The organism is Streptomyces sp. NPDC049627 (assembly GCF_044465645.1).
Classification (GTDB): domain Bacteria; phylum Actinomycetota; class Actinomycetes; order Streptomycetales; family Streptomycetaceae; genus Streptomyces.
Genome location: NZ_JBITLW010000011.1, coordinates 322487 through 346998, shown reverse-complemented (window position 1 = coordinate 346998; position 24512 = coordinate 322487). Strand labels below are relative to the sequence as shown.

Here is a 24512-nt window from a genome sequence, read left to right as displayed (position 1 = left end):
CTCCCCGTCCACCCGCGAGCCCCCGACCGTCGTCCACTCGCTGAGACAGGTGTCATCGGGGATGACGCTCCTGTCAGTGCCTGTCATCATGTGTGGGTGCGTATCTCTGAGAGCAGTCAGGCCGGCCGTGGCAAGGGCGTCGGGCTCGGTCTGGCGATCGGGTCCGCGGTCGCCTTCGGAGGGTCCGGTGTCGCGGCCAAGCCGCTGATCGAGGCGGGGCTCGACCCGCTCCACGTGGTGTGGCTGCGCGTGGCCGGCGCCGCCCTCGTGATGCTGCCGCTCGCCGTGCGCCACCGTGCCCTGCTGCGCAGCCGGCCCGCGCTGCTCGCCGGTTTCGGCCTGCTCGGTGTGGCCGGCGTACAGGCCTGCTACTTCGCCGCGATATCCCGGATCCCGGTCGGGGTGGCGCTGCTCGTCGAGTACTTGGCGCCCGCTCTCGTCCTCGGCTGGGTCCGGTTCGTGCAACGGCGGCCGGTGACCCGCGCGGCCGCGCTCGGCGTGGTCCTCGCGGTCGGCGGGCTCGCCTGCGTCGTCGAGGTCTGGTCGGGCCTGAGCTTCGACGCCCTCGGACTGCTGCTCGCGCTCGGCGCCGCCTGCTGCCAGGTCGGCTACTTCGTCCTGTCCGACCAGGGCAGCGACTCCGGCGACGCCGCACCCGACCCGATCGGCGTCATCGCGTACGGACTGCTCGTCGGCGCCGCCGTCCTGACCGTCGTGGCCCGCCCCTGGAACACGGACTGGTCGGTCCTCGCGGACACCGCCGACATGAACGGCACCCCGGTCGCGGCCGTCGGGCTGCTGGCCTGGATCGTGTTCGTCGCGACGGTCGTCGCCTACGTCACCGGCGTGATCTCGGTGCGCCGGCTCTCGCCGCAGGTCGCCGGAGTCGTGGCCTGTCTCGAAGCGGTCATCGCCACCGTCCTCGCCTGGTTCCTGCTCGGCGAGCACCTCTCGGCGCCGCAGATCATCGGCGGTGCGGTCGTCCTGGTCGGCGCGTTCATCGCGCAGTCGTCCGCGCCCGCCAAGAACTCGGCCGAGCCGGTGGCGAGCGGCGGGCCGGAACGCGAGTTGTCCGCCCGCGGAAACGTCGCCTAGGCTGCGCCATCATGCCTTCGACACTCGTTCTTCCGCCTCCGGCCGCCTGAGGCGGGCCCTCCGGAAGCCAAGCCCCGGTGCCTGACGGGAACTGAACCCCGCGCACCGCCGGGTGCAACGGTGCTGCCCGCAGAAGAAGTCCACGGACCCCGCCGACGCGGGGCTCCTTCCGAACTTCCGCGCACTCGCGCATCTGCGGAGAACAACTCGTGTCGAACACTGTCTCCGGCCTGCCCATCGGGCGAGGCCTCATGTATCTGATCGTCGCCGGTGCCGCCTGGGGCACCGCGGGCGCGGCCGCCTCACTGGTCTACCGGGCCAGTGACATGGGGCCGATCGCCCTCTCCTTCTGGCGCTGTGCCGCCGGCTTCGTGCTGCTCCTCACCGTCCACTTCCTGCGGCCACGTGCGCGGACCGCCGGGTCCGAGTCCCCCGGCCGCAAGGCGCTGCGGGCCGTCGCCACCGGTGTCGGGCTCGCGGTGTTCCAGACGGCCTACTTCGCGGCCGTGGACGCCACCGGACTCGCCGTGGGCACCGTCGTCACCCTCGGCGCCGGTCCCGTGTTCATCGCGCTCGGCGCCCGCCTCACGCTGGGGGAGCGGCTCGGCCGCGGGGGCGTCGCTGCCGTGACCGGTTCGCTCGCCGGCCTCGCCGTGCTCACGCTCGGCGGTGGCGACGCGACCGTACGACCGTGGGGCGTGCTGCTCGCCCTGATCTCCGCCGCCGCGTACTCCGTCATGACGTTGCTGACCCGCAAGTGGGGCCGCGACGGCGGGGCCGACGCCGCCGGAACGTCCCTGTGGGCCTTCGCCGTCACCAGCCTGTGTCTGCTGCCGTTCGCCCTCGCCGAGGGACTCGTGCCGCACACCGCCGACCCCGTCCGACTCGGCTGGCTGCTGACGTACATCGGGGCCGTGCCCACGGCCCTCGCGTACGCCCTCTACTTCGCGGGCGCGGCCGCCGTACGGTCGGCCACCGTGTCCGTGATCATGCTGCTGGAGCCGGTCGGCGCGGCGGTGCTCGCCGTCGCTCTGCTCGGCGAACACCTGACCGCACCGACCCTCGCCGGCACCCTGCTCATGCTCGGGTCGGTCGCGGGCCTCGCGGTGGCGGAGACCCGCGGGGCGAGGCAGGAGCGAGAGCGGGAGCCGCTTCCGGCGTGACGCGGGGGGCCCTGCACCGCACGGGTGGAGGGCCCCTCGCTCAGGCTCGGCGCCGCCGCAGCAGGTGCTCCCGTGCCGCCGCGTCGCGCGGACCGCCCCGCTCCACCAGGTTGGCGGCGATTCTGTCCTTGACTTCCTGGGTCCGGTGATTCGCGTACTTGAACTTGGCCCGTACGCCGGTCACTTCGAGCCGTACGCCGCGCAGCCCGGACAGCATGCGGCCGTACGGCACCTCGCCCACCGCGACCCGTGCCGAGCCGCCCTCCGGCTGGAAGTGGCCGACCTGGCGGTTGAGCAGCGCGGCCTTCTCGGCCGGGTCGTCCACGACATGGGCCCGGCAGCGGAGTTGGACCGCGGCGTAGAAGCTGGTCGGTGCGCCGTGCTCGGGCGGGTCCTCCGGTGCCGCCTGCCAGGGGCCGGGCACGTACACGTAGTCGTCGACCACGCTCAGGACGACCTCGGGGTTCGCCAGCAGCGCGGGCCACATCGGGTTGGGGCGGGCCAGGTGCGTCAGGACCTCGCCGCGCTCGGCGTCGTACACGAAGTGCAGCGGCTGGGCGTACGGCGGCTCGCCGTCCAGGCCGTTGACGACGAGCTGCCCGAAGTCGTGGGCGGCCAGCCACTGCTGCCACTCCGCGTCCGCGTGCGGTGCGTCCCAGGGGTGGATCAGCATCACAGGGCTCCGAGGTAGCCGGGGAGCTCGGTGCCGGGGGCGAGGTCCGGGTCGCCGACCGGTGCGTCGTAGCCCTTGCGCAGCGGGACCACGCCGGCCCAGTGGGGGAGGGCGAGGTCCTCGGGCTCGTCGTTCACGCCGCCGGTGCGCAGCTTGGCGGAGACCTCGTTCAGGTCGAGGCGGATCACGGCGGTGGCCGCCAGTTCCTTCTTGTTGGCGGGGCGGGAGTCGGCCGACCGGCCCGGCACCACATGGTCGACCAGGGCGTCGAGGGCGACCCGCTTCTCCTCGGGGTCCGTCACGTCGTAGGCGAGGCCGTGCACGACCACCGAGCGGTAGTTGATCGAGTGGTGGAACGCCGAGCGGGCAAGGATCAGCGCGTCGACATGCGTGACCGTCAGGCACACCGGCAGTCCGGGGCCGGCCTGGCCGGTCATCCGCAGGGGGCGCGAACCCGTCGAGCCGTGGACGTAGAGCGTCTCGCCGACCCGGCCGAACAGGGTGGGCAGTACGACCGGCGCGCCGTCGCGCACGAAGCCGAGATGGCAGACGTAGGCCTCGTCGAGTATCGCGTGCACCAGTTCCTTGTCGTACGACGCCCGTTCCGCGGAGCGTGTGGGGACGGTGCGGTCGGTCGGCGTGTAGGCGGCGGGCGGCGACGTCGGCTGCTGGGTCCCCTGCATGGCCCTCTCCTTGCGAGATGTATTGCACTAGTGCATAATATTGTTTGTGCTAGGAGGATATCGGATCGAAGGGCGACGCGCAGCCGAGATTGCGGCGAGCGTCGAGCGCGCGGTGGGTGCCGGGGAGCTGGCGCCGGGGCAACTGCTCCCGCCCATGCGGGAGTTGGCGGTCGAGCTGGGCGTGAACCCCAATACGGTCGCCGCCGCGTACCGCACCCTGCGTGAGCGCGGGGTGATCGAGACCGCGGGCCGCCGGGGCAGCCGGGTGCGGCCCAGGCCGGCCACGACCGGGCGCGAGTACGTCCGGGTGGACGTACCCGAGGGCGTGAAGGACGTGGCGAGCGGCAACTCCGATCCGGCGCTGCTGCCTTCCCTGACGAAGGCCTTCGCGGCCGCGGCCGAGCAGGCCGACCGGGAGCCGGTGCTGTACGGAGAGGACGCCGTGGAGCCGGAGCTCGCGCGGATCGCGCGCGCCGAACTGGACGCGGACGGGGTGCCGCAGGGCCCCCTGGCCGTCGCCTCGGGCTCCCTCGACGCCATCGAGCGCGTCCTCACGGCCCACCTCAAGCCGGGCGACACGGTCGCTGTCGAGGACCCCGGCTGGGGCAGCCTCCTCGACCTGATCCCGGCGCTCGGGCTGCGTACGGCTCCGGTCGCCGTCGACGACGAGGGGCCGCTGCCGGACGACGTACGCCGGGCCCTGGACGCCGGGGCCCGCGCCCTGATCGTCACCGACCGTGCCCAGAACCCCACCGGCGCCGCGGTGACCGCCACGCGCGCGCGTGCCCTGCGTGCCGTGCTCCGGGAGCACCCCGACCTCCTCCTGATCGAGGACGACCACGGCCACCGCATCGTCGACCTGCCCCTGCACCCCCTGTCCGGCACCACCCGCACCTGGGCCTTCGTGCGCTCCGTCGCCAAGGCCTACGGCCCGGACCTACGGCTCGCCGTGCTCACCGGGGACGAGGTGACCCTGGACCGGGTACGCGGCCGCCAGCGGCTCGGGGCCGGCTGGGTCAGCCGGTTGGTGCAGCGGGCCGTGGTGCGGTTGTGGAGCGACGGCGCCCTTGACCCGAGGGCAGTGGCGGCGACGTACGGCAGCCGCCGTGACCTGCTGATCGGTGCGCTGGCCGAGCGGGGGATCGAGGCGCACGGCCGCAGCGGCCTGAACGTCTGGATCCCGGTCCCCGACGAGACGGGAGCCGTGGCCCGGCTGCTGCACGCCGGGTGGGCGGTGGCTCCGGGGGCGCGGTTCCGGTCGAGCGCGCGGCCCGGGATCCGGATCACCGTCTCGAGCCTCGGTGCGGAGGAGGTCGAACCCCTGGCGAATGCGGTTGCCGCCGCCGTCGGCCCGCCACCGGCGAGGAGTTACGTCTAGGCACGGGTGCTGCAGCCGGCCCAAAGGGGCGCGGGGAACCGCGTGAGCAACCACAGTCCACCCGCAGTCGCGAACGATCGTCGAACCCACCCCATTAGGCGCCCTTCTTCACTTGGGTAAGCGCAGCCCCCGCAAGAACGATCACCGCCCCCACCGGCGTCGACCAGGCCAGCGACTCACCCAGCAGCGCGACCCCCGCAGCCGTCGCGATGACCGGAATGAAGTACGTGACCATCTGAGCCGTGGTCGGCCCGACCTCGGCGACGAGGCCGTACTGAATCAGGACCGCAAGCCCCGTACCGAGCGCACCCAACGCCACGACCGCCAGCAACGGCAGCACCGGCAAGCGCACCGGAACCGAGGTGAACAGCGGTGTCACAACGGCCAGTTGCCCCGTGGCCAACAGCAACTGCGCCCCGGTCAGCGACAGATGCGACTCGCTCGACCCGGCCAGTGTCCGGCGGACGTATATCCACCCGATGGGATAGCTCAGCGAGGCCAGTAGTGCCATCACCGTCCCCGTCGTGTCGAGCCCGTGAAATCCCTGCCAAGCCCCCAGCACCGTCAGTACCCCGAGGAACCCGATCCCGAGCCCCGCGACCCTGACCCGGGTAGGCCGGTCCTCCGACAGGGCGACAAGGGACAGGGCCATCCCCCACAGCGGCGAGGTCGCGTTGCAGATCCCGGCGAGCGTGGACGGGATCGTCAACTCGGAGTACGCGAACAAGGAGAACGGCAGCGCGTTCAGCAGGAACGCGGCGACAGCCAGATGCCCCCACGTCCGAGCCCCACGGGGAAGCCGCTCCCGCTTCGCCGCCATCGCCGCCGCCAGGACCGCCGTACCGAACACCAGCCGCCCGAGCGTGACCTGGAACGGGGCGAACCCATCGGTGCCCACCTTGATGAGCAGGAAGCTGAAGCCCCAGATCAGGGAGAGGGCGGCGAAGCGCAGACGCCAGTCGAGACGGGCTCGGGGACGTGGACGGGGCGCGGCTTCGGCCGGGGTGCGAGAGGTGGTGACGGTGGTCATGGCAGCAACGATGACCCAGACAACCTCGTAGCACAATCGAGATTTCCCACGCGATATCTCGTAGTATCGCTTACATGTTGAACCTGGAGCGCCTGCGCACCCTCGACGCCCTCGCCCGCCACGGCTCGGTCAGCGGTGCCGCCGAGGGGCTGCACATCACGACCTCCGCCGTGTCGCAGCAGATGTCCAAGCTGGAGCGCGAGGTCGGCCAGCAGCTCCTCGCCAAGAACGGCCGGGGTGTGCGGCTCACCGACGCCGGCCGGCTGCTCGCCGACCATGCCGCGCGCATCCTGTCGCAGGTCGAGCTGGCCCAGTCCGATCTGGAGGCGCAGCGGGGGCAAGTGGTCGGTGAGCTACGGCTCGCCGCGTTCCCGACGGCCCTGCGCGGCCTGTTCCCCACCGCGCTCGCCGCGCTTCGAGCCGGACATCCGGGGCTGCGCCTGCGGTCGAGAGAACTGGAGCCGGAGCTCGGAGTGAACGCCGTGATCCGCGGCGACGCCGACCTGGCCGTCGTCCTGGACTGGTACAACAAGCCCCTGCCCATGCCGGAAGGGCTCGCCAAGGCGCCGATCCTCGACGATCGCGTGGAGATCGCCATGCCCGAGGATCACCCGCTCGCCGACCGGCGCGAGGTCGACCTGGAGGACTTCGCGGACGACGAATGGGTGGCCTGGCCCGAGGGCGCGTTCTGCCACGAGTGGTTGCTCTACACGCTGCGTACCAAGGGCATCGAGCCCCGTATCGCCCATTGCGCCGAGGAGCACCACACCCAACTCGCGCTCGTCGCCGCCGGGTTGGGCGTCTGTGTCGCGCCCCGGCTGGGCCGCGACCCGATGCCGCACGGGGTGCGGGCCGTGCCCGTGCGGCACCGGGTCCACCGGTACGTCTACGCGGTCTGGCGCGCGGACGCCGACCGCCGACCGTCGATCCGGGCGGCGGTGGAGGCCCTGCAGGCGGCGGCCGAGAAGATCGGCTGAAGGACGGCCGTGCGCCTCACAGGGCCCCGAGCTTCCTGAAGTCCCACGACACGATCTTGTCGGGCGTCAGCCGCACCCATGCGTGCCGGCCGTCGTGCGGCATCTCGTCGATGCCGAAGTTCTTGCGGGCGAACAGCGTCTCGGGTACGTCGAGTTCGGCCCGCAGCTCGCCGACCCGCGGTATCTCGCCCACGAACTCGACGGTGCCGGACAGCTCGACACCGCGCAGCTGCTCGTAGTCCTCACCCGTGTCGATCACGATCGCGACCCGCGGATCGCGGAGCAGATCGGTCCACCGCTTGCTGCGGACGACCGAGTACAGCCACAGCGAGGTGCCGTCCCAGGCGAACCACAGGGCGCTGACATGCGGGAACCCGTCGGCGGACACCGTGGCGACCCGGCAGGTGCGCTGTGTGGTGAGGAACTCGTCCAGCTCACCGGGCGTCATCATGATCTTCCGGCCCCGGCGCTGCTGAGTGACGGTCATGCGGCCCCCTCTTCTCTCACGTCGTGTCAGAGGAGAGATCCTCTGACATCACGTCAGAAAAGGATGGGTCGTCTTCCGTCACCACGCAATGGTGGCTCCGTCCTCGCGTACTGATGGTTCCGTCCTCACGTGAAGGTGGCTACGCTCGCCCGCCCATGCCGCCGTCGGTCACAGGGGGAACCATGCCGTCGTACGCAGAGCTCAGCGAACTCCTCGACCCGGCGACCACCGTCCTGCTCACCGTCGAGTGCCAGCAGGGCGTCGTCGGAGCGGACAGCGCGTTGCCCGAACTCGCCGAGGAGGCACGGGACTCGGGCGCCCTCGCCAACGTGGCACGGCTGGTGACCGCGGCCCACGACAGCGGGGTCCAGGTGATCCACGCGATCGCCGAACGCCGCCCCGACGGCCGCGGCGCCAATCGCAACGCCCGCCTTTTCCGGGCCGCCGCACGACTCCCCGTCCAGCAGCTGTCCGGTACCGAGGCGGTCTGCGTGGCGGCGCCGATCGACGTCGCCGAGGAGGACCTGGTCGTACGACGACTGCACGGCCTGTCGCCCATCCAGGGCACCGATGTCGACCCGCTGCTGCGCAACCTGGGCTGCCGCACGCTCGTGATCACCGGTGTCTCGGCCAACGTGGCCGTACCCAACGCGGTGTTCGACGCCGTCAACCGCGGCTACACGGCCGTCGTGCCCTCGGACGCCATCGCGGGGGTGCCGTCCGACTACACCCCCGCGATGATCCGCAACACGCTCGCACTGGTCGCCACGGTCGCGACCACGGACGAGGTGCTGGACGGCTTCAGGCGTCCGCGGCGCGTCAGGCGAGCGTGATCGAGTCGCCCGACACGCTGATCTGTTTGGCCTCCAGCGGCTCGGTGGCGGGCCCCTTCTTCACGCTGCCGTCCAGGACGGAGAACTGGCTCTTGTGGCAGGCACAGGTGAGGGTGTCACCCGCCAGGTCCGTCATCGGGCACTGCCGATGGGTGCAGATCGTCGAGAAGGCCTTGTACTCGCCCGCCGCCGGCTGCGACACCACCACCTTCTCGTCGCCGAAGACCTTGCCGCCGCCCTCCGGAATGTCGCTGGTCTTCGCGAGCGCCGCCCCGCCGGCACCGGCCCCGCCGGACGAGCCGCCCGCCTCGGTGGTCGCCCCCGCGTCGGCGCCCTGCTGGGTGGACGAGCCGGACGCGTCGTCCTCCGACCCGCACGCGGTCAGCGCAACGGCGAGCCCCGCCGCGCCGACCGCCGCCACGACGGTACGGCGGCTGGGTTTCGACCCCGGCTGAACTGATTCGCTGGTCATGCTGACGTTCCTTCCCGTCATTCGTGATCTGTCGAGAGGTACGGTCCATGAGGACCGGCTGTTCAGACGATGTCGAAATCCTGACCCGGTCCGGCGAAGAGGTGGGTAAAGCGGAGCTGTCGGTCCCCTGTCCGGAGCTGTCGGTCTGCTGTCGGCGCAAACGCACCGCCCGCCGCCCGGATGGTCCCGGGCCCCCGCCCCTGCGCCAGTAACCTGGGGCGATGCTCAAGGAAGTCATCGCGACCCGCTACATCACGCCCCTGCGTGAGGGCGGCTCGCTGCCGGGGCTCGTCGAGGCCGACGACTTCGGGACGTACGTCATGAAGTTCACCGGCGCCGGACAGGGCCGCAAGACGCTGGTCGCCGAGGTCGTCTGCGGTGAACTCGCCCGCAGGCTGGGACTCAGGGTGCCCCGGCTGGTGACGGTGGAGCTCGACCCGGTGCTGGGGCTCGGCGAACCCGACCAGCAGGTACAGGAACTGCTCAGGTCCAGCGGCGGCACCAACCTCGGCATGGACTTCCTCTCCGGCGCCCTCGGATTCGACCCGCTCGCCTTCCGGGTGAGCGCCGAAGAGGCCGGCCGGATCGTCTGGTTCGACGCCCTGGTGAACAACGTCGACCGGTCCTGGCGCAACCCCAACCTGCTGATGTGGCAGGGCGAGCTGTGGCTCATCGACCACGGCGCGACGATGATCTGGCACCACAACTGGCCCGGCGCGCAAGGATCGGCGGCCCGCCCCTACGACGCCTCCGACCACGCCCTCGCCTCCTTCGCACCGGATGTGCGGGCCGCCGCGGCCGAGTTGGCGCCGCTGGTCACCGAGGAACTGCTCGCCGAGGTGACCGCCGAGATCCCGGACGCGTGGCTCGTCGGCGAGCCCGGCTTCGACACCGCGGACGACCTCCGGCGGGCCTACGCGGGGCCGCTGCTGGCCCGGGCGGCCACCGTCCACGAGCGCGTCACCGGCATCGAGGAGGGCAAGTGAGCGAGCGCCACATTCACATGGCCGGCCATGTGGTCGAACGCCACATCATCCGGGGCGGCGAGGCGAGCGACCGGGACGTCTTCGAGTACGCCGTCCTGCGCGTCGTACCCCGCGTCGAACGCGGCGAGTGCATCAACGCGGGCGTGCTGGTGTACTGCCGGGCGCGGGGCTACGTCGGGGCGCGCACCCACCTGGACGAGGCGCGGCTGCTCGCGCTCGACCCGGATGCGGACGTGGCCGGCGTCCGGGCCGCCCTCGGGGCCGTCGAGAGCGTCTGCGGCGGCAGCGAGGCGGCGGGGCAGGCCTCCGGCGACGACGCGGGGCGGCGCTTCCGCTGGCTGATCGCGCCCCGCTCGACGGTCGTCCAGCCGGGGCCCGTGCACACCGGGTTCACCTCCGATCCGGCGGCCGAGACGGAGCGGCTGCTCGACCGGTTGGTGAAGTGACGGATCAGGTAATGGATCACATGCGCGCGGTGGCCGTTGACACCGCGTGCCAGGACTTCTAGCGTCACGTCCATCGAAGGTACTAAGCGGTCGCTCACCTGAGGAGAGTCACTGATGTCCACCACTGAGCAGCGGGTCGCCGTGGTCACCGGCGGAGCGCGCGGCATCGGCGCCGCCACCGCCGTACGCCTGGCCGCCGAAGGGCGCGCGGTCGCCGTCATCGACCTCGACGAGGGCGCCTGCAAGGACACCGTGGAGAAGATCACCGCGGCCGGCGGCAAGGCGATCGCGGTCGGCTGCGACGTCTCCGACGAGGCCCAGGTCGAGGCGGCTGTCGCGCGGATCGCCGAGGAGCTCGGCGCCCCGACGATCCTGGTCAACAACGCGGGCGTGCTGCGCGACAACCTGCTGTTCAAGATGAGCGTCGCCGACTGGGACACCGTCATGAACGTGCACCTGCGCGGCGCCTTCCTGATGTCCAAGGCGTGTCAGAAGCACATGGTCGACGCGGGCTTCGGCCGTATCGTCAACCTCTCCTCGTCCTCCGCGCTCGGCAACCGCGGCCAGGTCAACTACTCCGCCGCCAAGGCCGGTCTCCAGGGCTTCACCAAGACCCTCGCCAAGGAGCTCGGCAAGTTCGGCGTCACCGCCAACGCCGTCGCCCCCGGCTTCATCGCCACCGAGATGACCAAGGCCACCGCCGACCGCGTCGGCATGGGCTTCGAGGACTTCAAGGCCGCGGCCGCCACCCAGATCCCGGTGGCCCGGGTCGGCGAGCCGGAGGACATCGCCAACGCGATCGCCTTCTTCACGGGCGAGGCGGCCGGCTTCGTCTCCGGCCAGGTGCTGTACGTCGCCGGTGGACCGCTCGACTAGGGCCCGGGGGACACGGACATGACTGCACTGCCTGAACTCTCCGGCAAGGTCGCCCTCGTCACGGGCGCCAGCCGCGGCATCGGCTACGGCGTCGCCGAGGCGCTCGTCGCGCGCGGTGACCGCGTCGTCATCACCGGCCGCGGCGAGGACGCCCTCAAGGAGGCCGTCGAGCGGCTCGGCGCCGAGCGCGCGATCCACGTGGCCGGCAAGGCGCACGACGAGGCCCACCAGGCCCTCGCCGTCGAGCGCGCCATGGAGGCCTTCGGCCGGGTCGACTACCTGATCAACAACGCCGGCACCAACCCGGTGTTCGGCCCGCTCGCCGACCTCGACCTGAACGTGGCCCGCAAGGTCTTCGAGACCAACGTGATCTCGGCGCTGGGCTTCGCGCAGAAGACCTGGCACGCCTGGCAGAAGGACAACGGCGGCGCCATCGTCAACATCGCCTCCGTCGCGGGCATCGCACCCTCGCCGTTCATCGCCGCCTACGGCGTCAGCAAGGCCGCGATGATCAACCTCACCCAGCAGATGGCGCACGAGTTCGCGCCCAAGGTGCGGGTCAACGCGATCGCCCCGGCCGTGGTGAAGACCAAGTTCGCGCAGGCGCTGTACGAGGGCCGTGAGGCGGAGGCCGCCGCGGCCTACCCGCTGGGCCGGCTCGGCGTGCCCTCCGACATCGGCGGCGCCGCCGCGTTCCTCACCTCGGACCAGTCCGACTGGGTCACCGGGCAGACGCTCGTCGTCGACGGCGGCATCTTCCTCAACGCCGGCGTCGGCTGACGCACGGGACGCGGGACGACGATTCAGGAGACGGGCGCCGCTGGACACGAGCGGCGCCCGTGTCGACGTTTCGGGAGATCACCTGCCGTTGACAACGTAGTCATCGGGGGGTCGGACAAGCGCTACCTGAGACGGGAGGTCCACCGGCCGGAACACTGCGGTATGGTCTGCCGACCCTTGGTATGGCAGATCGAGGAGCGTGCGCGTGTTCAACCGGATCCGACGCCTGCGGCAGGTGGCGGCCATCGCGTCCATATCGGCGCTGGTGGCAGGGTGCGGCGTCCTCTCGTCCGATGCGACGGAGGAGGAAGGCCCGATCGTGGTGGGGACGACCGCCGCCCCCAGCACCCTTGATCCCGCCGCCTCCTGGGACAGCTCCTGGGAACTGTTCCGCAACATTTACCAGACGCTTCTCAGCTACCCCTCCGGCGCGACCACGCCCGAGCCGGACGCCGCCGAGAACTGCCAGTTCACCGACAGCTCGAACATGAAGTACAAGTGCGAGCTGCGCGAGGGCCTGAAGTTCTCCGACGGGCACACGCTCGACGCGCAGGCGGTCAAGTACTCGATCGACCGCATCCGGACGATCAACATCAAAACGGGCCCCGCCGGTCTGCTGGGCAGCCTCGACCGCGTCCAGGTGCTGAACGAGCGCGAGCTCGTCTTCCACCTCAACAAGGCCGACGCGACCTTCCCGTTCGTGCTCGCCACGCCCGCGATGTCGATCGTCGACCCCCAGGAGTACCCGGCCGACAAGCTGCGCGAGGACGACAGTGTCGTCGGGTCCGGGCCGTACACCCTCGCGTCCTACGACGAGGGCCAGAAGGCCGAGCTCGTCAAGAACGACACCTATGAGGGCTACGCGGAGCGCAAGAACGACGCGGTCACCATCCGCTACTTCCAGGACTCGCCGACCATGGTCGGCGCCCTGCGCGACAAGGAGCTCGACGTCGCCTTCCGCGGCCTCGCCGCCGAGGACATCGTCGACCTCCAGGCCGACGACGATGACGAGCTCCAGCTGATCGAGGGCTCCGGCACGGAGATCAACTACCTGGTCTTCAACCCCAAGGACCCCATGGCCGGCAAGTCCGCCGTCCGCAAGGCCATCGCCCAGGTCGTCGACCGTCCGGCGATCGCCCACAAGGTCTACAAGGACACCGTCGAGCCGCTGTACTCCATGGTCCCCAAGGGCCTGACCGGACACACCACGGGCTTCTTCGACGACTACGGCGACCCCAGCAAGGCCAAGGCCGCCAGGATCCTCAGCGACGCCGGCATCACGACGCCCGTCCCGCTCAACCTCTGGTACACCAGCGACCGCTACGGCTCGGCGACCAAGGGAGAGTTCGAGGAGCTGAAGAGCCAGCTCGAAGGGTCCGGCCTCTTCAAGATCACCCTCAAGAGCCGCCCCTGGAAGACCTACGTCACCGGCTACCAGAACGGCGAGTACCCGGTGTTCGGGCGTGGCTGGTTCCCCGACTTCCCCGACGCGGACAACTTCATCGCGCCGTTCGTCGGCAAGCAGAACGCGCTCGGTACGCCCTACGTGGTACCCAGGATCACCGAGACCCTGCTGCCCAACTCCCGCGCCCAGAGCGACCGTGCCAACGTGGTCAAGGACTTCGAGGACGCCCAGCGCATCCTCGTCGACGACGCGCGGCTGCTGCCGCTGTGGCAGGGCCGGCAGTACGTGGCCGCGAGCTCGGAGATCTCGGGTGCGGAGCGGGCACTGGACCCGTCGACGATCATGATGGTGGGCGAGCTGTACCGCAAGACCAGCTGGTAGCGGTCCCGCCGGCTGTGGCTGTGGCTGTGGGCTGACGGCCGGTATGTGCGGTGCCTGTCGGGATGTGCGGTCCGCGGGGCGATTGTCAGTGGTCGCCTGTAGTTTCGGAGACCTGGAAGCGACCCCTGGTCGTGGACCGCACATCGTCTGCCGCACATCGTAAGGAAGTTGACGTGACCGACATCGCCATGCTGCCCGAGTCCTGGCGCGGGGTTCTGGGTGACGAACTGCAGCAGCCCTACTTCAAGGAGCTGACGGAGTTCGTCGAGGAGGAGCGGGCGAAGGGTCCCGTCCACCCGCCGCGCGAGGAGGTCTTCGCGGCGCTCGACGCGACGCCGTACGACAAGGTGAAGGTCCTGATCCTCGGCCAGGACCCGTACCACGGCGAGGGCCAGGGCCACGGCCTGTGCTTCTCGGTCCGCCCCGGCGTGAAGACGCCACCCTCGCTGCGCAACATCTACAAGGAGATGAAGGAGGAGCTCGGCCTCCCCGTCCCCGACAACGGCTATCTCATGCCCTGGGCCCAGCAGGGCGTCCTGCTGCTCAACGCGGTGCTGACGGTCCGCGGCGGCGAGGCGAACTCGCACAAGGGCAAGGGCTGGGAGAAGTTCACCGACGCGGTGATCCGGGCCGTGGCCGGCCGGCCCGACCCCGCGGTGTTCGTGCTGTGGGGCAACTACGCCCAGAAGAAGCTCCCGCTCATCGACGAGACGCGGCACGTGGTGGTCAAGGGCGCGCACCCCTCGCCGCTGTCGGCGAAGAAGTTCTTCGGTTCCCGCCCGTTCACGCAGATCAACGAGGCGGTGGCCCGGCAGGGCCACGAGCCGATCGACTGGCGGATCCCGGACCTCGGCTGAGCCGGTGCCGGGCCGGTCCCTCGCCGGACCGGTCCGGTGCCGTACGGAGCCGCCTGCCCCGGATTGCCGGTGGTGGCCGTTAGCGTCGAAGAGATCATCCGACGAGGGTCCGGAGGACGCGGTGGCGGAGCAACAGGAGCAGGCGGCGCCCGATGCGGTGCTGACGCGGATCGGACAGGTCGTGATCCTCCATCACGCGGGTGACCGGGAGGAGGCCCGGCGCCGGTTGCTGGACCTGTGGACGGAGCTCGGCGAGGACGGCGACCCACTGCACCGGTGCACCCTGGCGCACTACCTCGCCGACACCCAGGACGACCCCTCGGACGAGCTGGCGTGGGATCTTCGGGCGTTGACCGAGGCGGAGAGTGCCAGTGGGGCGGTTGCCGTGCGGGCGCTGTACCCCTCGCTTCATCTGAATCTGGCCGCCGACTATGTGAAGCTCGACCGCACGGAGGCCGCGCTGGTGCATCTGCGTCGGGCGCGGGGGGCGGCCGGGGTGCTGGGGGACGACCGGTACGGGGACGGTGTGCGGGCGGAGATTCGGCGGCTGGAGGTGCGGTTGGGGGAGGGGGTGTAGGGGCAGCGGGTTGGCTGTCGGGTACGGGTGCCCGGTACGGGGACTGAGCGGCGGGGTTCCCGGCGTGAGGGCTGGGTGGCCTCGGGGCCCGTCGGGGGGGGCTGAGTGCTTGGGGGCTCGGCGTCGGGGCCGGCCGGGGGTGGGTCGCACAGCCCGGCGTCGGCGGGATGCCGCCTCCTTCGGGACGAGCGCTGCCTCAGCGGCTCGACTGCCCGCAGGCTGCGCGGGTTGCGCAAGGGCGGGCTGTGCAGGGGCGCGGGTTGGGGCCTTGAGCCTGGTCCGTGCGTCAGCGACCGCGTGTCCTCTCGTGGCCCCACGCAGGGATGCGCGGGGCCGAGTCCGGAACCAGTCCACGCCTCCGGCGGTCGCACATTCGCCTGCCGGCTCTGCAGCGATGCGGCCGTACTCGCCCAGCCGAAGACGACGAGGCGGAGAGACGGAGACGGCGAGCCATGTCCGTGTCACCGGGCACCTGGCCCCCTCTGCGACCCCGCCCGGGAATCTGCGCGAGGCCGCCGAGAAGATTGCGGAACTGACAGGTCTGCGCGTGCAGATCGCGGGAGGAACCTCGTGATGTCCCGGGCGCCGCGTGACAAGCATGCGGGCATGGTGAGGCAGCTGCGGCGGCACCCAGCGCCCCGGCCCACCCCCTGCCCTCCCCCTCAGCGCCCGTACGTCTGGTCGCAGATCTTCGACTCCGGGCTGTCCGCCTTCCAGCCGCCGTACTGTCTGCCCAGCGCGCAGACGTCGCCGTTCGTCGGGGTCTCCGGGCGGATCGGCCGCGGCGCGTCGGGCACCTTCACCTGTGGTCTCTTCGGAGGGGCGACGGCGGGGCGGCGGGGTTCGTGGTGCTCGGGGCGGGCGTGCGGGTGCGCGTGACGCGCCGGGGGTTCGGGCGCCGGAGGCCGGGTGGTGGGGGGCGTGGGGGTCGGGCGACGGGACGGGGTGATGAGGGTCAGGGCCTCCTGGGCCGGGGCCTGCACTACCGGCCGTTCCGCCGGCTCGCTCGGTGGGGGTGCCGGCGGCTGGGACGGGGCCGGCGGGCCGGGCGGCGGTGTCTGCTGGATCGTCACACAGCCGGAAAGGGCCGAGACGGCCACGGTGACCAGGAGCGTTGCGGTGGTCGTCGTTCGATGCACGCGCGCAACTCTGCTGGTTCCGGCGGTCGTTGGGACAGCGGACCGACAGAGGTTGATCCACATGAGTGATCTCTGTCCCCGTACGGGCGGCGCGGCCCGCCGCGGCTGACGTCAGTCGCCGGTGGCGCCGTCGAGCCGCTCGCGGACCAGGTCGGCGTGGCCGTTGTGACGGGCGTACTCCTCGATCATGTGGGTGTAGATCCAACGCAGGTTGAACTGCTCGCCGCTGCGCCGGTGCCTGCCCTTGGAGAGGTCGTCCAGGCCGAAGCCGGCCGCGTTGCGCCGGGCGATGTCGATCTCGGCCTGCCAGGTCGTGTACGCCTCCTGCCAGGTGTCCGCCTCGGTGAGGTGGAACTCGCCGTCGGGGTCCTCCTCGGAGTAGTAGATCGGCCCCGCGTCCTCGTTCACGAGCACCTTGCGGAACCAGCCGCGCTCCACCTCCGCCATGTGCCGCACCAACCCCATCAGAGAAAGTTCGGACGGTTCCACGGAGGCGGTCCTGAGCTGAGCGTCGGTGAGGCCTTCGCACTTCCAGGCGAGGGTCTGCCGGTGGTAGTCCAGCCAGCCCTCCAGCATCGTGCGCTCGTCGGCGGTGGTGGCGGGCTCATGGCGTTCGGTCTCGGTCGTCATGGCCGCATCCTTGCTCAACTCGGGCCGGATCACGAGGAGTTTTCACGGCCGCCGGGCTCATCGGCCGAACATTCCGTCGAGCAGTTCGCGCAGTCCGGCCCGGACCTCCTCCAGGTTCGGCGCCTCCGCGCTGTAGGACCCCGCCACACAGCTGAACATCAGCCCGTCCGCCCAGGCGACCAGGGACAGCACGTGCCGGGCCGGGTCGGTCGAGCCCATCGCCGTGACGAGGGCGGTGAGCTGGTCGCGGAAGCGGGCACCGGTGGCGTCGAAATAGGCGCGCAACTCGGGGCGGCGCGTCGCCTCCAGGGCCAGTTCGTAGCGGGCGAGGGTCAGTTCGCGGCCGCGGGTCAGAGCGCGGTGCGTCGCCAGGGCCAGGCCGTCCGCGAGGGAGTCGATGCCGCCGCGCGGGTCCGGCATCTCCTCCAGCGCCAGGACGCGCGCCTCGCGGTCGGCGAGCCGCCGCACCGCCAGCTCCAGCAGCGCCTGCCGGGTGCGGGCGAGGTTCGACGTGGAGCCCTGGGGGAGCCCGGCCGTCTCGTCGACCGCCCGGTGCGTGAGCCCGCGCATGCCGCGCTCCGCGAGCAGGGCGAGGGCGGTGTCGGCGACGAGATCGGCGCGGGAGCCGCCGACGGTGCGTTCGGACATGGAGATCAACCTACCCGCGGCACTACGCCTGTAGTACAGTCGAGGCACTGCTTCACTACACCTGTAGTCGCACTCCCTCTGGGTCACGCACCTTGAGTGGGAACCGATGCGAGGAGGAGCCATGGCGGAGTCGAGGCGGGCCGTCGTGATCGGCGGCGGCATAGGCGGCCTGACCGCGGCGGCCGCACTGCACCGCGGTGGCTGGGAGGTCACCGTGCTGGAGCGGGCCCCGTCCCTGGAGCCGGTCGGCGCGGCCATCTCCCTCGCGCCCAACGCCCTGCGCGCACTGGACGTCATCGGGCTCGGCGACGAGATCCGCGACCTCGCGGCCTGGCAGGGCGACGGGGGACTGCGCACCGCGTCCGGGCGCTGGCTCTCCCGCGCGGACGCCGACGCCGTGGCCGCACGCTTCGGCGGGCCCCTCGTCCTGCTGCACCGGGCCACCCTCATCACCAGCCTGGCCGCACTGCTCCCGCCCCATGCCGTCCGCACGGGCATCGCCGCGACCGTCGCCGACCCGGGCGGCACCGACCGGCCGGCACGCGTGAGCACCGCGGACGGCGACCTGGAGGCCGACCTCGTGGTGGCCGCCGACGGCGTCCGCTCCGCCGTACGCCGAGCCCTGTTCCCGGAGCATCCCGGGGCCGTCTACTCCGGCTTCACCACCTGGCGGGTCGTCATCCCGGTGCCCGGTGTCGAGTTCGCCTCGCACGAGAGCTGGGGGCGGGGCCGCATCTGGGGCTCGCATCCGCTGAAGGACGGCCGGGTCTACGCGTACGCCGCGGCGCTCACGCCCGCCGGAGAGCGAGCGCCCGACGACGAGAAGGCCGAACTGCTGCGCCGCTACGGTGACTGGCACGACCCGATCCCCGCGGTCCTCGCCGCCGCCCGCCCCGAGGACGTCCTGCGCCACGACGTCCACCACATCGCCCAGCCACTGCCTGCCTACCATCGCGGCCGGGTGGCCCTGGTCGGAGACGCCGCGCACGCCATGCCGCCGACCTTGGGGCAGGGCGGCAACCAGGCCATCGAGGACGCGATCGTCCTGGCCCTCACCCAAGCTCCCGGCTCTGTGCCCGTGGACGGGAACGCCCTCTGCGACGGCCTCGCCGCCTACACGGCAGCCCGTCTTCCGCGCACCACCGCCATCGCCCGCCAGGCCGTCAGGATCGGCCGCCTCAACATGATGACCAGCCGCGCCGGCATCGCCGTACGGAACACGGCGCTCGCCGCGCTGTCCAAGGCGGCGCCCCTGTTGTTCCTGCGCAGCTTCGAGGGCATCGCCGACTGGCGGCCGCCACAGGCGCCGTATGCTGCCGGGAAGACCCCGGCAGGCAACCCCTAGAGGAGAACACCCAGTGAAGGTCGGCTGCATCGGACTCGGTGACATCGCGCAGAAGGCCTACCTGCCGGTGCTCGGTGTCCAGCCCGGGGTCGAACTACATCTGCAGACGCGTACGCCCGCGACGCTCGCCCGGGTCGCCGACAGCCTCCACCTTCCGCCGCGGCAGCGGCACGAGGACCTCGACTCGCTCCTCGCCCAGGGCCTCGACGCCGCCTTCGTGCACGCGCCCACCGTGGCGCACCCGGAGATCGTGACCCGGCTGCTGGAGGCGGGCGTGCCGACCTATGTCGACAAGCCGCTCGCCTATCGCCTCGCCGAGTCCGAGCGGCTGGTGGCCCTCGCCGAGCGGCGGAACGTGAGCCTCGCCGTCGGCTTCAACCGGCGTTACGCCCCCGGCTATGCGCAGTGCGCCGACCATCCGCGCGAGCTGATCCTGATGCAGAAGAACCGGATCGGGCTGCCGGAGGAGCCGCGCTCGATGATCCTCGACGACTTCATCCACGTCGTGGACACCCTGCGCTTCCTGGCGCCGGGCCCGGTCGACGACGTGACCGTGCGCGCCCGCGTCGAGGGCGGTCTGCTGCACCACGTCGTGCTGCAGCTCGCCGGGGACGGTTTCACCGCGCTCGGCGTGATGAACCGGCTCAGCGGCTCGGCCGAGGAAATCCTGGAGGTGTCCGGGCAGGACACCAAGCGTCAGGTGCTCAATCTCGCCGAGGTCGTCGACCACAAGGGGCAGCCGACGGTCCGGCGGCGCGGGGACTGGGTGCCGGTGGCCCGGCAGCGCGGGATCGAGCAGGCGGTGCTGGCCTTCCTCGACGCCGTGCGCGCGGGCAAGGTGCTCAGCGCCCGGGACGCGCTGGCGACCCATGAGCTGTGCGAGCGGGTCGTGCGCGCGGTTCAGGATCGGGCCGCCTGAGCCTCGGCCGCAGGGTCCGGATGCCCTCGCTCGCGCACCAGACGGCCATGATCAGCAGAGCCGTGTACACCGGCCACTCGCCGAAGCGGACGTACGGCGTGGTGCCGTCGGCCAGCGGCACCTCGTAGACCGCGCCGGCGCTCACGCTCGTGCCCAGCCAGGAACCGATGCGTTCCCCGCTCGGGCCGTACACGGCCGAGACGCCGGTCAGCGTCGCGTGCACCATCGGCCGGCCGGTCTCGGCGGCGCGCAGCGCGGCCAGCGAGGCGTGCTGCTCGGGCGCCCAGCTCTGCTGGAACGTCGAGGTCGCCGACTGGGCGATCAGCACCTCGGCACCGTCGTCGACGAGGTTGCGGCTCATGTCGGAGAACGCGGACTCGAAGCAGACCATCGGGCCGATGCGCAGCCCGTGCCCGGCGTCCATCACGACCTGCGCCGTGCCCTGCCTGCGGTCCTCGGCCGCCGCCTTGCCCACCGAGGTCGCCCAGCCGAGCAGGGAGCGGGCCGGTATGTACTCCCCGAAGGGCACCAGCCGCATCTTGTCGTAGCGGGCGCCGGTCGGGCCGTCCGGGCCGACCAGGATCGAGCTCTTGTAGATGCCGGGCTTGTCGGAGCGCCGCGCGTCCACGTTGACCAGGATGTTCGTCCCCGTCTCGCGTGACAGCGCGGCGAGCCGCCGGGCGAAGTCGGGTCGGTCGCGCAGGTCGAAGCCGACACTGCTCTCGCCCCAGACGATCAGATCGACGTCCTGGCCGGCCAGCTCGCGGGTGAGCTGCTCCTCCCGGTCGAAACGCCGGTCGGGGCCCGGGACGACACCCGGCTGCACGACGGCGATCCGGGCCCGGTCGTCGACATCGGGACGCGGGGACCACATCCATGCGGCGGAGGTGGCGAGGGCCGTGGCGAGCAGTCCGGCCACGGCGGGTGCGCGGGACCTTCGCACCGCCACCAGCACGGCGACCGCGACATTGACGGCCACCACCAGGAAGCTGATCAGCCACACGCCGCCCACCGACGCGAGCCGCAGCGCGGGCTCCACCTCCCACTGACTGGAGCCCAGCACGCCCCACGGCCCGCCGAGCCCCTGCCAGGAGCGGACGAGCTCGACCAGCAGCCAGCCCGACGGCAGCACGGCAAGGGCTCCCGCGATCCGGCCCGGGGACGGTGTCCCGGCCAGGAAGCGGCGCACCAGCCAGCCCCACGGGGCCCACAGTGCGCCGAGCAGGGCGGCGATGACGACGGTGAACACATGCAGGTTCGGCAGCAGCCAGTGGTGCATCGCCAGCATGAAGCCGAAGCCGCCCCACCAGCCGTCGTACAGCGCCCGTTTCCCGGTCGGCGCGGTCCGGAGCAGCGCGAGCCACGGCACCAGCGCGACGTACGCGAACCACCACAACGACGGCTCGGGGAAGGCGAGCACGGGCAGCGCACCGGCCAGCGCGGCGGCGGTGGAGCGACGCCACGGCGGGGCGAGCCAGTGGCTGATCGTCTTCATGCGGCGTCTCCCTACCCCGTGGTCCTTCCAGTGTGCTCGCCGGCACTGACAGGGGGACAGTGGGCGTCCGCTCAGTCGGTCAGCGCCGGGGCGGTTCAGTCGATCATGGCCGGGGCGGTCGGTTCGGGAAGGCGGCGCCACTTCTCCGCGACGATCACCTCGCGCAGCCGCCAGCCGTCGTAGGTCCGCAGCAGCCCGAAGGAGTACCGGCCGCCGCACACGAAGTCGGGCGCGGAGGAGTCTTCGCCGTTCCCGGCGAACCGCATCGGATTGACGTAGTCGGCCTGGACCCTGGCCGTGTCGCCGGTGTCCTGCTCCAGGACCCCGAAGCGCACCCGCCGGTTGACGATGAGGTGCTGCCGCATGGAGAACAGGCGCATGCTCTCCGCGAGCCACGCGGCGACGCTTCCGGCGTCCCCCTCGATACCGCCGGCCGAGCGGTAGTCCGCACGACCGTCGGGGGTGAACAGGCTCCGGTACGCCGCCCAGTCGCCGTCGTCGACGGCCACCGCGTAGTCGGTGACGAGCTCGTCGACCGCGAGGCGGTCCCTCAGGGTGGCGAGTTCCACACGCTGCGTCATCGGCTCAGTGTTGAGCATGAGGTGAGCAGAGCCAAGAGGGCGTGCGGCGATATTCGGTGGATGTCGGCGGAGCCGGCGGCGAGGCTGTTCCGGTGAACGAGCAGAACAACCAATCCGACCAGCCGGAACCCAGATTCCGGGTACGAGCCCACCACACCGCGTCCACGGTCACCGTCTACCAGGCCTACCGGCCCGGGATCGGCCTTGCCGCGGCCCGCGACGGCGGCTTCCCGGCATCCTGGAGCCGCGACCGCATGACGTGGATCAAGCCGTCGTTCCTCTGGATGATGTACCGCTGCGGTTGGGCGACGAAGGAGGGCCAGGAGACCGTCCTGGCGGTCGAGATCAGCCGCGATGGCTTCCTGTGGGCGCTGCGCAACGCGTGCCTCTCGCACTACGTCCCCGGCCTGCACGGCGACCGGGGGGCCTGGAAGCGGCAGTTGAAGGCGGCACCCGCGCGTGTGCAGTGGGATCCGGAGCGCGATCTGCGGCTCAACCCCCTGCCGTACCGGTCCCTGCAGTTGGGGCTCGCCGGCGAGGCGGCCGCGCGGTACGCGGACGAGTGGATCGTCGGCATCGAGGACGTGACGTCGCTCGCCACGGAGATCCACGCGTGCGTGCGGGCGGGTCAACTGGAGCGTGCTGCCCGGCTGTTGCCTCAGGAGCGGCCGTATCCGCTGGAGGAAGAGGCCCTCGCGCACCTACGGGCCTAGCGACGGCGCAGCATCGAACGGGGACGGCATCGGCGTCGCGGCTTCACGCCGCCTCGATGACCTCACCGCGGATGGCGGCCGCCCACTCGACCACCAACAGCTCGTACTCCGCGCGCTCCTGAGCCGACAGCGAGCCGCCTGCGCGCAGCCACAGGGCGCGTATCTCCTCGTTCACCTCGGCAGCAGACCGCACGGAACCAGGGCCTAAGGAATGGGGGGACATGCGGACAAGCCTAGGGGCAAGGACTGACAGTGCGCTACCGGACGGCTACGCACAACGTATGTGATTGGTCACGGGTTTCGTTGCGAGGGCTTGTCGGGGCACTCGTACTGACCAGCCGGTCAGCAGCCGGGACGCTCAGTCGACCCAGACGACGACGCATTGCCCCCGCCGGGCTGCCGCGCTGTAGAACTCCACCATGGCGGTGAAGTGCTCCGCGACATACTCCCGTACATCACCGCTGAACCCATCGCCGAACCCACAGGCGGCGGCAGCGTCCGCGGCCGCGGACGGCAAGTCCGCCAGGACGATGTCGAGGTCGACGGCTTCAAGGCCACGGGCGATCTCGACCACGGCAGCGGGGGCGAGGAGTCGCGGCGGGCCGTCGATGCCGTCGTACACCTCGTCGTGGTCCAGGAAACCGATGTCCCCGCCGGGGTCTCCGGAGACCGCCCGGTCGAGCAGCGCGATCAGGTCCACGTCCGCACCCGTGGAGCGGCAGTACCAGATGAGACCCCACACCGCCCAATCCGTGTCGAGGAGATCGCCGGGTGACGGATCCCAACCCGGAGACGCCTCCGGTGAGTCGAAGGCCGAGGAGCGGCAGTGCTCCAGGTACTCCCGGGTCACACGGGCGAACTGCTGGGTGAGGGCCATGCGGAGCTCGGCGCGGGTCAGCCCGCCGACTCCGCCGCATGCGGGCTGAGGGCGCCGGTCGCCACCAGGACGATGATGACGATGCCGAGGGCGATGCGGTACCAGACGAACGGCATGAAGCTCTTGGTCGAGATGAACTTCATGAACCATGCGATGACCGCGTACCCGGAGGCGAAGGCGATCACCGTGGCGAAGATCGTCGGGCCCCAGGAGACGTGGTCGCTCTCCATCGCGTCCTTGAGCTCGAAGAGGCCGGAGGCGAGGACGGCCGGGATCGCGAGCAGGAAGGAGTAGCGGGCCGCGGCCTCGCGCTTGTAGCCCATGAAGAGGCCGCCGCTGATGGTGGCGCCGGAGCGGGAGACGCCGGGGATGAGCGCCGCGGACTGGCACAGGCCGAAGATCAGGCCGTCCTTCACGGTCAGGCTCTCGAGCGACTTGCGCTGCTTGGCGGCGCGGTGTCGCCCGCCCGTCTCGTCGCGCGCCGCCAACCGGTCCGCGACGCCGATGACGATGCCCACGACGATCAGCATCGTCGCCGTGATGCGCAGGTCGCGGAAGGGGCCCTCGATCTGGTCCTTGAGCGTCAGGCCCAGCACACCGATCGGGATCGAGCCGACGATCACCAGCCAGCCCATCTGCGCATCGTGGTTGCGCCGCATCTCCTTGCTGGTCAGCGACCGCAGCCACGCCAAGATGATCCGCCCGATGTCCTTGCGGAAGTAGATCAGTACCGCGGCCTCCGTGCCGATCTGGGTGATCGCCGTGAAGGCCGCACCCGGGTCCTCCCAGCCCGAGAACGCCGCGGTCAGCCGCAGATGCGCGCTGGAGGACACGGGGAGGAACTCGGTCAGCCCCTGGACGAGTCCGAGGATGAGCGATTCAAACCAAGACATGAAGGTACGGAGTCCAAGTGCTGATCGTGGCAAGGGATGAGGGGGACAACCGCGTCGGCGGCGCAGTGATCGCGAGTGTCGAGGGGCAGCGTAGCGTCCCGCGATGACAGCTCCGGCACAGGGGTTCGGTGGGGAGCTCCCCGGTCCCGGGCATACCGGTGTTGACCTGCACA

28 protein-coding genes are annotated in these 24512 nt (G+C 71.3%); 15 read left to right on the top strand and 13 right to left on the bottom strand.

Annotated elements, in window-relative coordinates:
* Window positions 1–90: 90 nt before the first annotated feature.
* Entirely contained in the window at window positions 91–1095 is a 1005-nt protein-coding gene (locus ACIBU0_RS29830) for an EamA family transporter (protein ID WP_398824545.1), read from the top strand.
* Between the two features lie 209 nt (window positions 1096–1304).
* Complete coding sequence (locus tag ACIBU0_RS29825; RefSeq protein WP_398824543.1) at window positions 1305–2258, top strand: DMT family transporter; 954 nt, start codon at window positions 1305–1307, stop codon at window positions 2256–2258.
* 40 nt (window positions 2259–2298) lie between these two features.
* On the opposite strand, the gene ACIBU0_RS29820 is transcribed toward ACIBU0_RS29825, so the two are convergent.
* Window positions 2299–2931, bottom strand: coding sequence for an FMN-binding negative transcriptional regulator (locus ACIBU0_RS29820; protein ID WP_398824540.1), 633 nt, complete (start codon window positions 2929–2931; stop codon window positions 2299–2301).
* Window positions 2931–3614: a pyridoxamine 5'-phosphate oxidase family protein gene (locus ACIBU0_RS29815; RefSeq protein WP_398824538.1), complete on the bottom strand. Its 684-nt coding sequence runs from the start codon at window positions 3612–3614 to the stop codon at window positions 2931–2933. Before ACIBU0_RS29815 ends, ACIBU0_RS29820 begins: the two co-directional genes overlap by 1 nt.
* A gap of 46 nt (window positions 3615–3660) precedes the next feature.
* Between ACIBU0_RS29815 and ACIBU0_RS29810 the strand changes: the two genes are divergently transcribed.
* The gene (locus ACIBU0_RS29810; protein WP_398824536.1) at window positions 3661–4992 is read left to right on the top strand and encodes an aminotransferase class I/II-fold pyridoxal phosphate-dependent enzyme; all 1332 of its coding nucleotides are present in this window, start codon (window positions 3661–3663) and stop codon (window positions 4990–4992) included.
* Between the two features lie 94 nt (window positions 4993–5086).
* Here ACIBU0_RS29810 and ACIBU0_RS29805 read toward each other — a convergent pair whose 3' ends face one another.
* On the bottom strand, window positions 5087–6058 hold the full coding sequence (locus tag ACIBU0_RS29805; RefSeq protein ID WP_398824534.1) for a DMT family transporter: 972 nt from the start codon (window positions 6056–6058) through the stop codon (window positions 5087–5089).
* Between the two features lie 38 nt (window positions 6059–6096).
* On the opposite strand from ACIBU0_RS29805, the gene ACIBU0_RS29800 reads away from it, so the two are divergent.
* A complete protein-coding gene (locus ACIBU0_RS29800; protein WP_398824532.1) occupies window positions 6097–6999 on the top strand; it encodes a LysR family transcriptional regulator in 903 nt (300 codons plus the stop codon).
* A 16-nt stretch (window positions 7000–7015) separates the two neighbouring features.
* Here ACIBU0_RS29800 and ACIBU0_RS29795 read toward each other — a convergent pair whose 3' ends face one another.
* Window positions 7016–7486, bottom strand: a complete 471-nt coding sequence (locus tag ACIBU0_RS29795) for a pyridoxamine 5'-phosphate oxidase family protein (protein ID WP_398824530.1) — start codon at window positions 7484–7486, stop codon at window positions 7016–7018.
* Between the two features lie 182 nt (window positions 7487–7668).
* Here ACIBU0_RS29795 and ACIBU0_RS29790 point away from each other — a divergent pair, with 182 nt between their 5' ends.
* Window positions 7669–8319 (top strand): isochorismatase family protein, encoded by a 651-nt coding sequence (locus ACIBU0_RS29790; RefSeq protein ID WP_398824528.1) that lies wholly within the window; start codon window positions 7669–7671, stop codon window positions 8317–8319.
* Here ACIBU0_RS29790 and ACIBU0_RS29785 read toward each other — a convergent pair.
* Window positions 8306–8791 carry a Rieske (2Fe-2S) protein gene (locus ACIBU0_RS29785; RefSeq protein ID WP_398824526.1) on the bottom strand — a complete coding sequence of 162 codons (486 nt, stop codon included), beginning with the start codon at window positions 8789–8791 and terminating at the stop codon, window positions 8306–8308. The two genes, ACIBU0_RS29790 and ACIBU0_RS29785, sit on opposite strands and share 14 nt — an antisense overlap.
* A gap of 221 nt (window positions 8792–9012) precedes the next feature.
* Here ACIBU0_RS29785 and ACIBU0_RS29780 point away from each other — a divergent pair, with 221 nt between their 5' ends.
* From ACIBU0_RS29780 to ACIBU0_RS29750, 7 genes are all read left to right on the top strand, one after another.
* Window positions 9013–9777, top strand: a complete 765-nt coding sequence (locus tag ACIBU0_RS29780) for a HipA family kinase (RefSeq protein ID WP_398824524.1) — start codon at window positions 9013–9015, stop codon at window positions 9775–9777.
* Window positions 9774–10223 (top strand): DUF3037 domain-containing protein, encoded by a 450-nt coding sequence (locus ACIBU0_RS29775; RefSeq protein WP_398824522.1) that lies wholly within the window; start codon window positions 9774–9776, stop codon window positions 10221–10223. The genes ACIBU0_RS29780 and ACIBU0_RS29775 overlap by 4 nt, the downstream gene beginning before the upstream one ends.
* A 114-nt stretch (window positions 10224–10337) precedes the next feature.
* Entirely contained in the window at window positions 10338–11099 is a 762-nt protein-coding gene (gene fabG, locus ACIBU0_RS29770; RefSeq protein ID WP_398824520.1) for a 3-oxoacyl-ACP reductase FabG, read from the top strand.
* Between the two features lie 18 nt (window positions 11100–11117).
* The gene (locus tag ACIBU0_RS29765; RefSeq protein ID WP_398824518.1) at window positions 11118–11879 is read left to right on the top strand and encodes an SDR family oxidoreductase; all 762 of its coding nucleotides are present in this window, start codon (window positions 11118–11120) and stop codon (window positions 11877–11879) included.
* A gap of 205 nt (window positions 11880–12084) precedes the next feature.
* Window positions 12085–13665: an ABC transporter substrate-binding protein gene (locus tag ACIBU0_RS29760; protein ID WP_398824516.1), complete on the top strand. Its 1581-nt coding sequence runs from the start codon at window positions 12085–12087 to the stop codon at window positions 13663–13665.
* A gap of 173 nt (window positions 13666–13838) precedes the next feature.
* Window positions 13839–14522 (top strand): uracil-DNA glycosylase, encoded by a 684-nt coding sequence (locus tag ACIBU0_RS29755; protein WP_398824514.1) that lies wholly within the window; start codon window positions 13839–13841, stop codon window positions 14520–14522.
* 121 nt (window positions 14523–14643) lie between these two features.
* A complete protein-coding gene (locus ACIBU0_RS29750; RefSeq protein ID WP_398824512.1) occupies window positions 14644–15099 on the top strand; it encodes a hypothetical protein in 456 nt (151 codons plus the stop codon).
* A gap of 662 nt (window positions 15100–15761) precedes the next feature.
* On the opposite strand, the gene ACIBU0_RS29745 is transcribed toward ACIBU0_RS29750, so the two are convergent.
* The 3 genes from ACIBU0_RS29745 to ACIBU0_RS29735 form a co-directional block, all read right to left on the bottom strand.
* Complete coding sequence (locus ACIBU0_RS29745; RefSeq protein ID WP_398824510.1) at window positions 15762–16238, bottom strand: hypothetical protein; 477 nt, start codon at window positions 16236–16238, stop codon at window positions 15762–15764.
* Window positions 16239–16349: 111 nt separating this feature from the next.
* A complete protein-coding gene (locus ACIBU0_RS29740) occupies window positions 16350–16868 on the bottom strand; it encodes a DinB family protein (protein WP_398824508.1) in 519 nt (172 codons plus the stop codon).
* A 57-nt stretch (window positions 16869–16925) separates the two neighbouring features.
* Window positions 16926–17516 carry a TetR/AcrR family transcriptional regulator gene (locus ACIBU0_RS29735; RefSeq protein WP_398824506.1) on the bottom strand — a complete coding sequence of 197 codons (591 nt, stop codon included), beginning with the start codon at window positions 17514–17516 and terminating at the stop codon, window positions 16926–16928.
* A gap of 121 nt (window positions 17517–17637) precedes the next feature.
* Here ACIBU0_RS29735 and ACIBU0_RS29730 point away from each other — a divergent pair, with 121 nt between their 5' ends.
* Window positions 17638–18861 (top strand): FAD-dependent monooxygenase, encoded by a 1224-nt coding sequence (locus tag ACIBU0_RS29730; RefSeq protein ID WP_398824504.1) that lies wholly within the window; start codon window positions 17638–17640, stop codon window positions 18859–18861.
* A gap of 13 nt (window positions 18862–18874) precedes the next feature.
* Window positions 18875–19780: a Gfo/Idh/MocA family protein gene (locus ACIBU0_RS29725; protein WP_398824502.1), complete on the top strand. Its 906-nt coding sequence runs from the start codon at window positions 18875–18877 to the stop codon at window positions 19778–19780.
* Here ACIBU0_RS29725 and lnt read toward each other — a convergent pair.
* Window positions 19704–21275, bottom strand: coding sequence for an apolipoprotein N-acyltransferase (lnt, locus tag ACIBU0_RS29720; RefSeq protein ID WP_398824500.1), 1572 nt, complete (start codon window positions 21273–21275; stop codon window positions 19704–19706). The genes ACIBU0_RS29725 and lnt overlap by 77 nt on opposite strands.
* 95 nt (window positions 21276–21370) lie before the next feature.
* Window positions 21371–21856, bottom strand: coding sequence for a nuclear transport factor 2 family protein (locus tag ACIBU0_RS29715; RefSeq protein WP_398824498.1), 486 nt, complete (start codon window positions 21854–21856; stop codon window positions 21371–21373).
* A 92-nt stretch (window positions 21857–21948) separates the two neighbouring features.
* On the opposite strand from ACIBU0_RS29715, the gene ACIBU0_RS29710 reads away from it, so the two are divergent.
* Window positions 21949–22569: a DUF4291 domain-containing protein gene (locus ACIBU0_RS29710; protein ID WP_398824496.1), complete on the top strand. Its 621-nt coding sequence runs from the start codon at window positions 21949–21951 to the stop codon at window positions 22567–22569.
* Between the two features lie 43 nt (window positions 22570–22612).
* On the opposite strand, the gene ACIBU0_RS29705 is transcribed toward ACIBU0_RS29710, so the two are convergent.
* The 3 genes from ACIBU0_RS29705 to ACIBU0_RS29695 form a co-directional block, all read right to left on the bottom strand.
* Window positions 22613–22792, bottom strand: a complete 180-nt coding sequence (locus ACIBU0_RS29705; RefSeq protein ID WP_078504336.1) for a hypothetical protein — start codon at window positions 22790–22792, stop codon at window positions 22613–22615.
* A gap of 135 nt (window positions 22793–22927) precedes the next feature.
* Window positions 22928–23446, bottom strand: coding sequence for a DUF1877 family protein (locus tag ACIBU0_RS29700; RefSeq protein WP_398824493.1), 519 nt, complete (start codon window positions 23444–23446; stop codon window positions 22928–22930).
* A gap of 17 nt (window positions 23447–23463) precedes the next feature.
* Entirely contained in the window at window positions 23464–24339 is an 876-nt protein-coding gene (locus tag ACIBU0_RS29695) for an undecaprenyl-diphosphate phosphatase (protein WP_398824491.1), read from the bottom strand.
* Window positions 24340–24512: the final 173 nt, after the last annotated feature.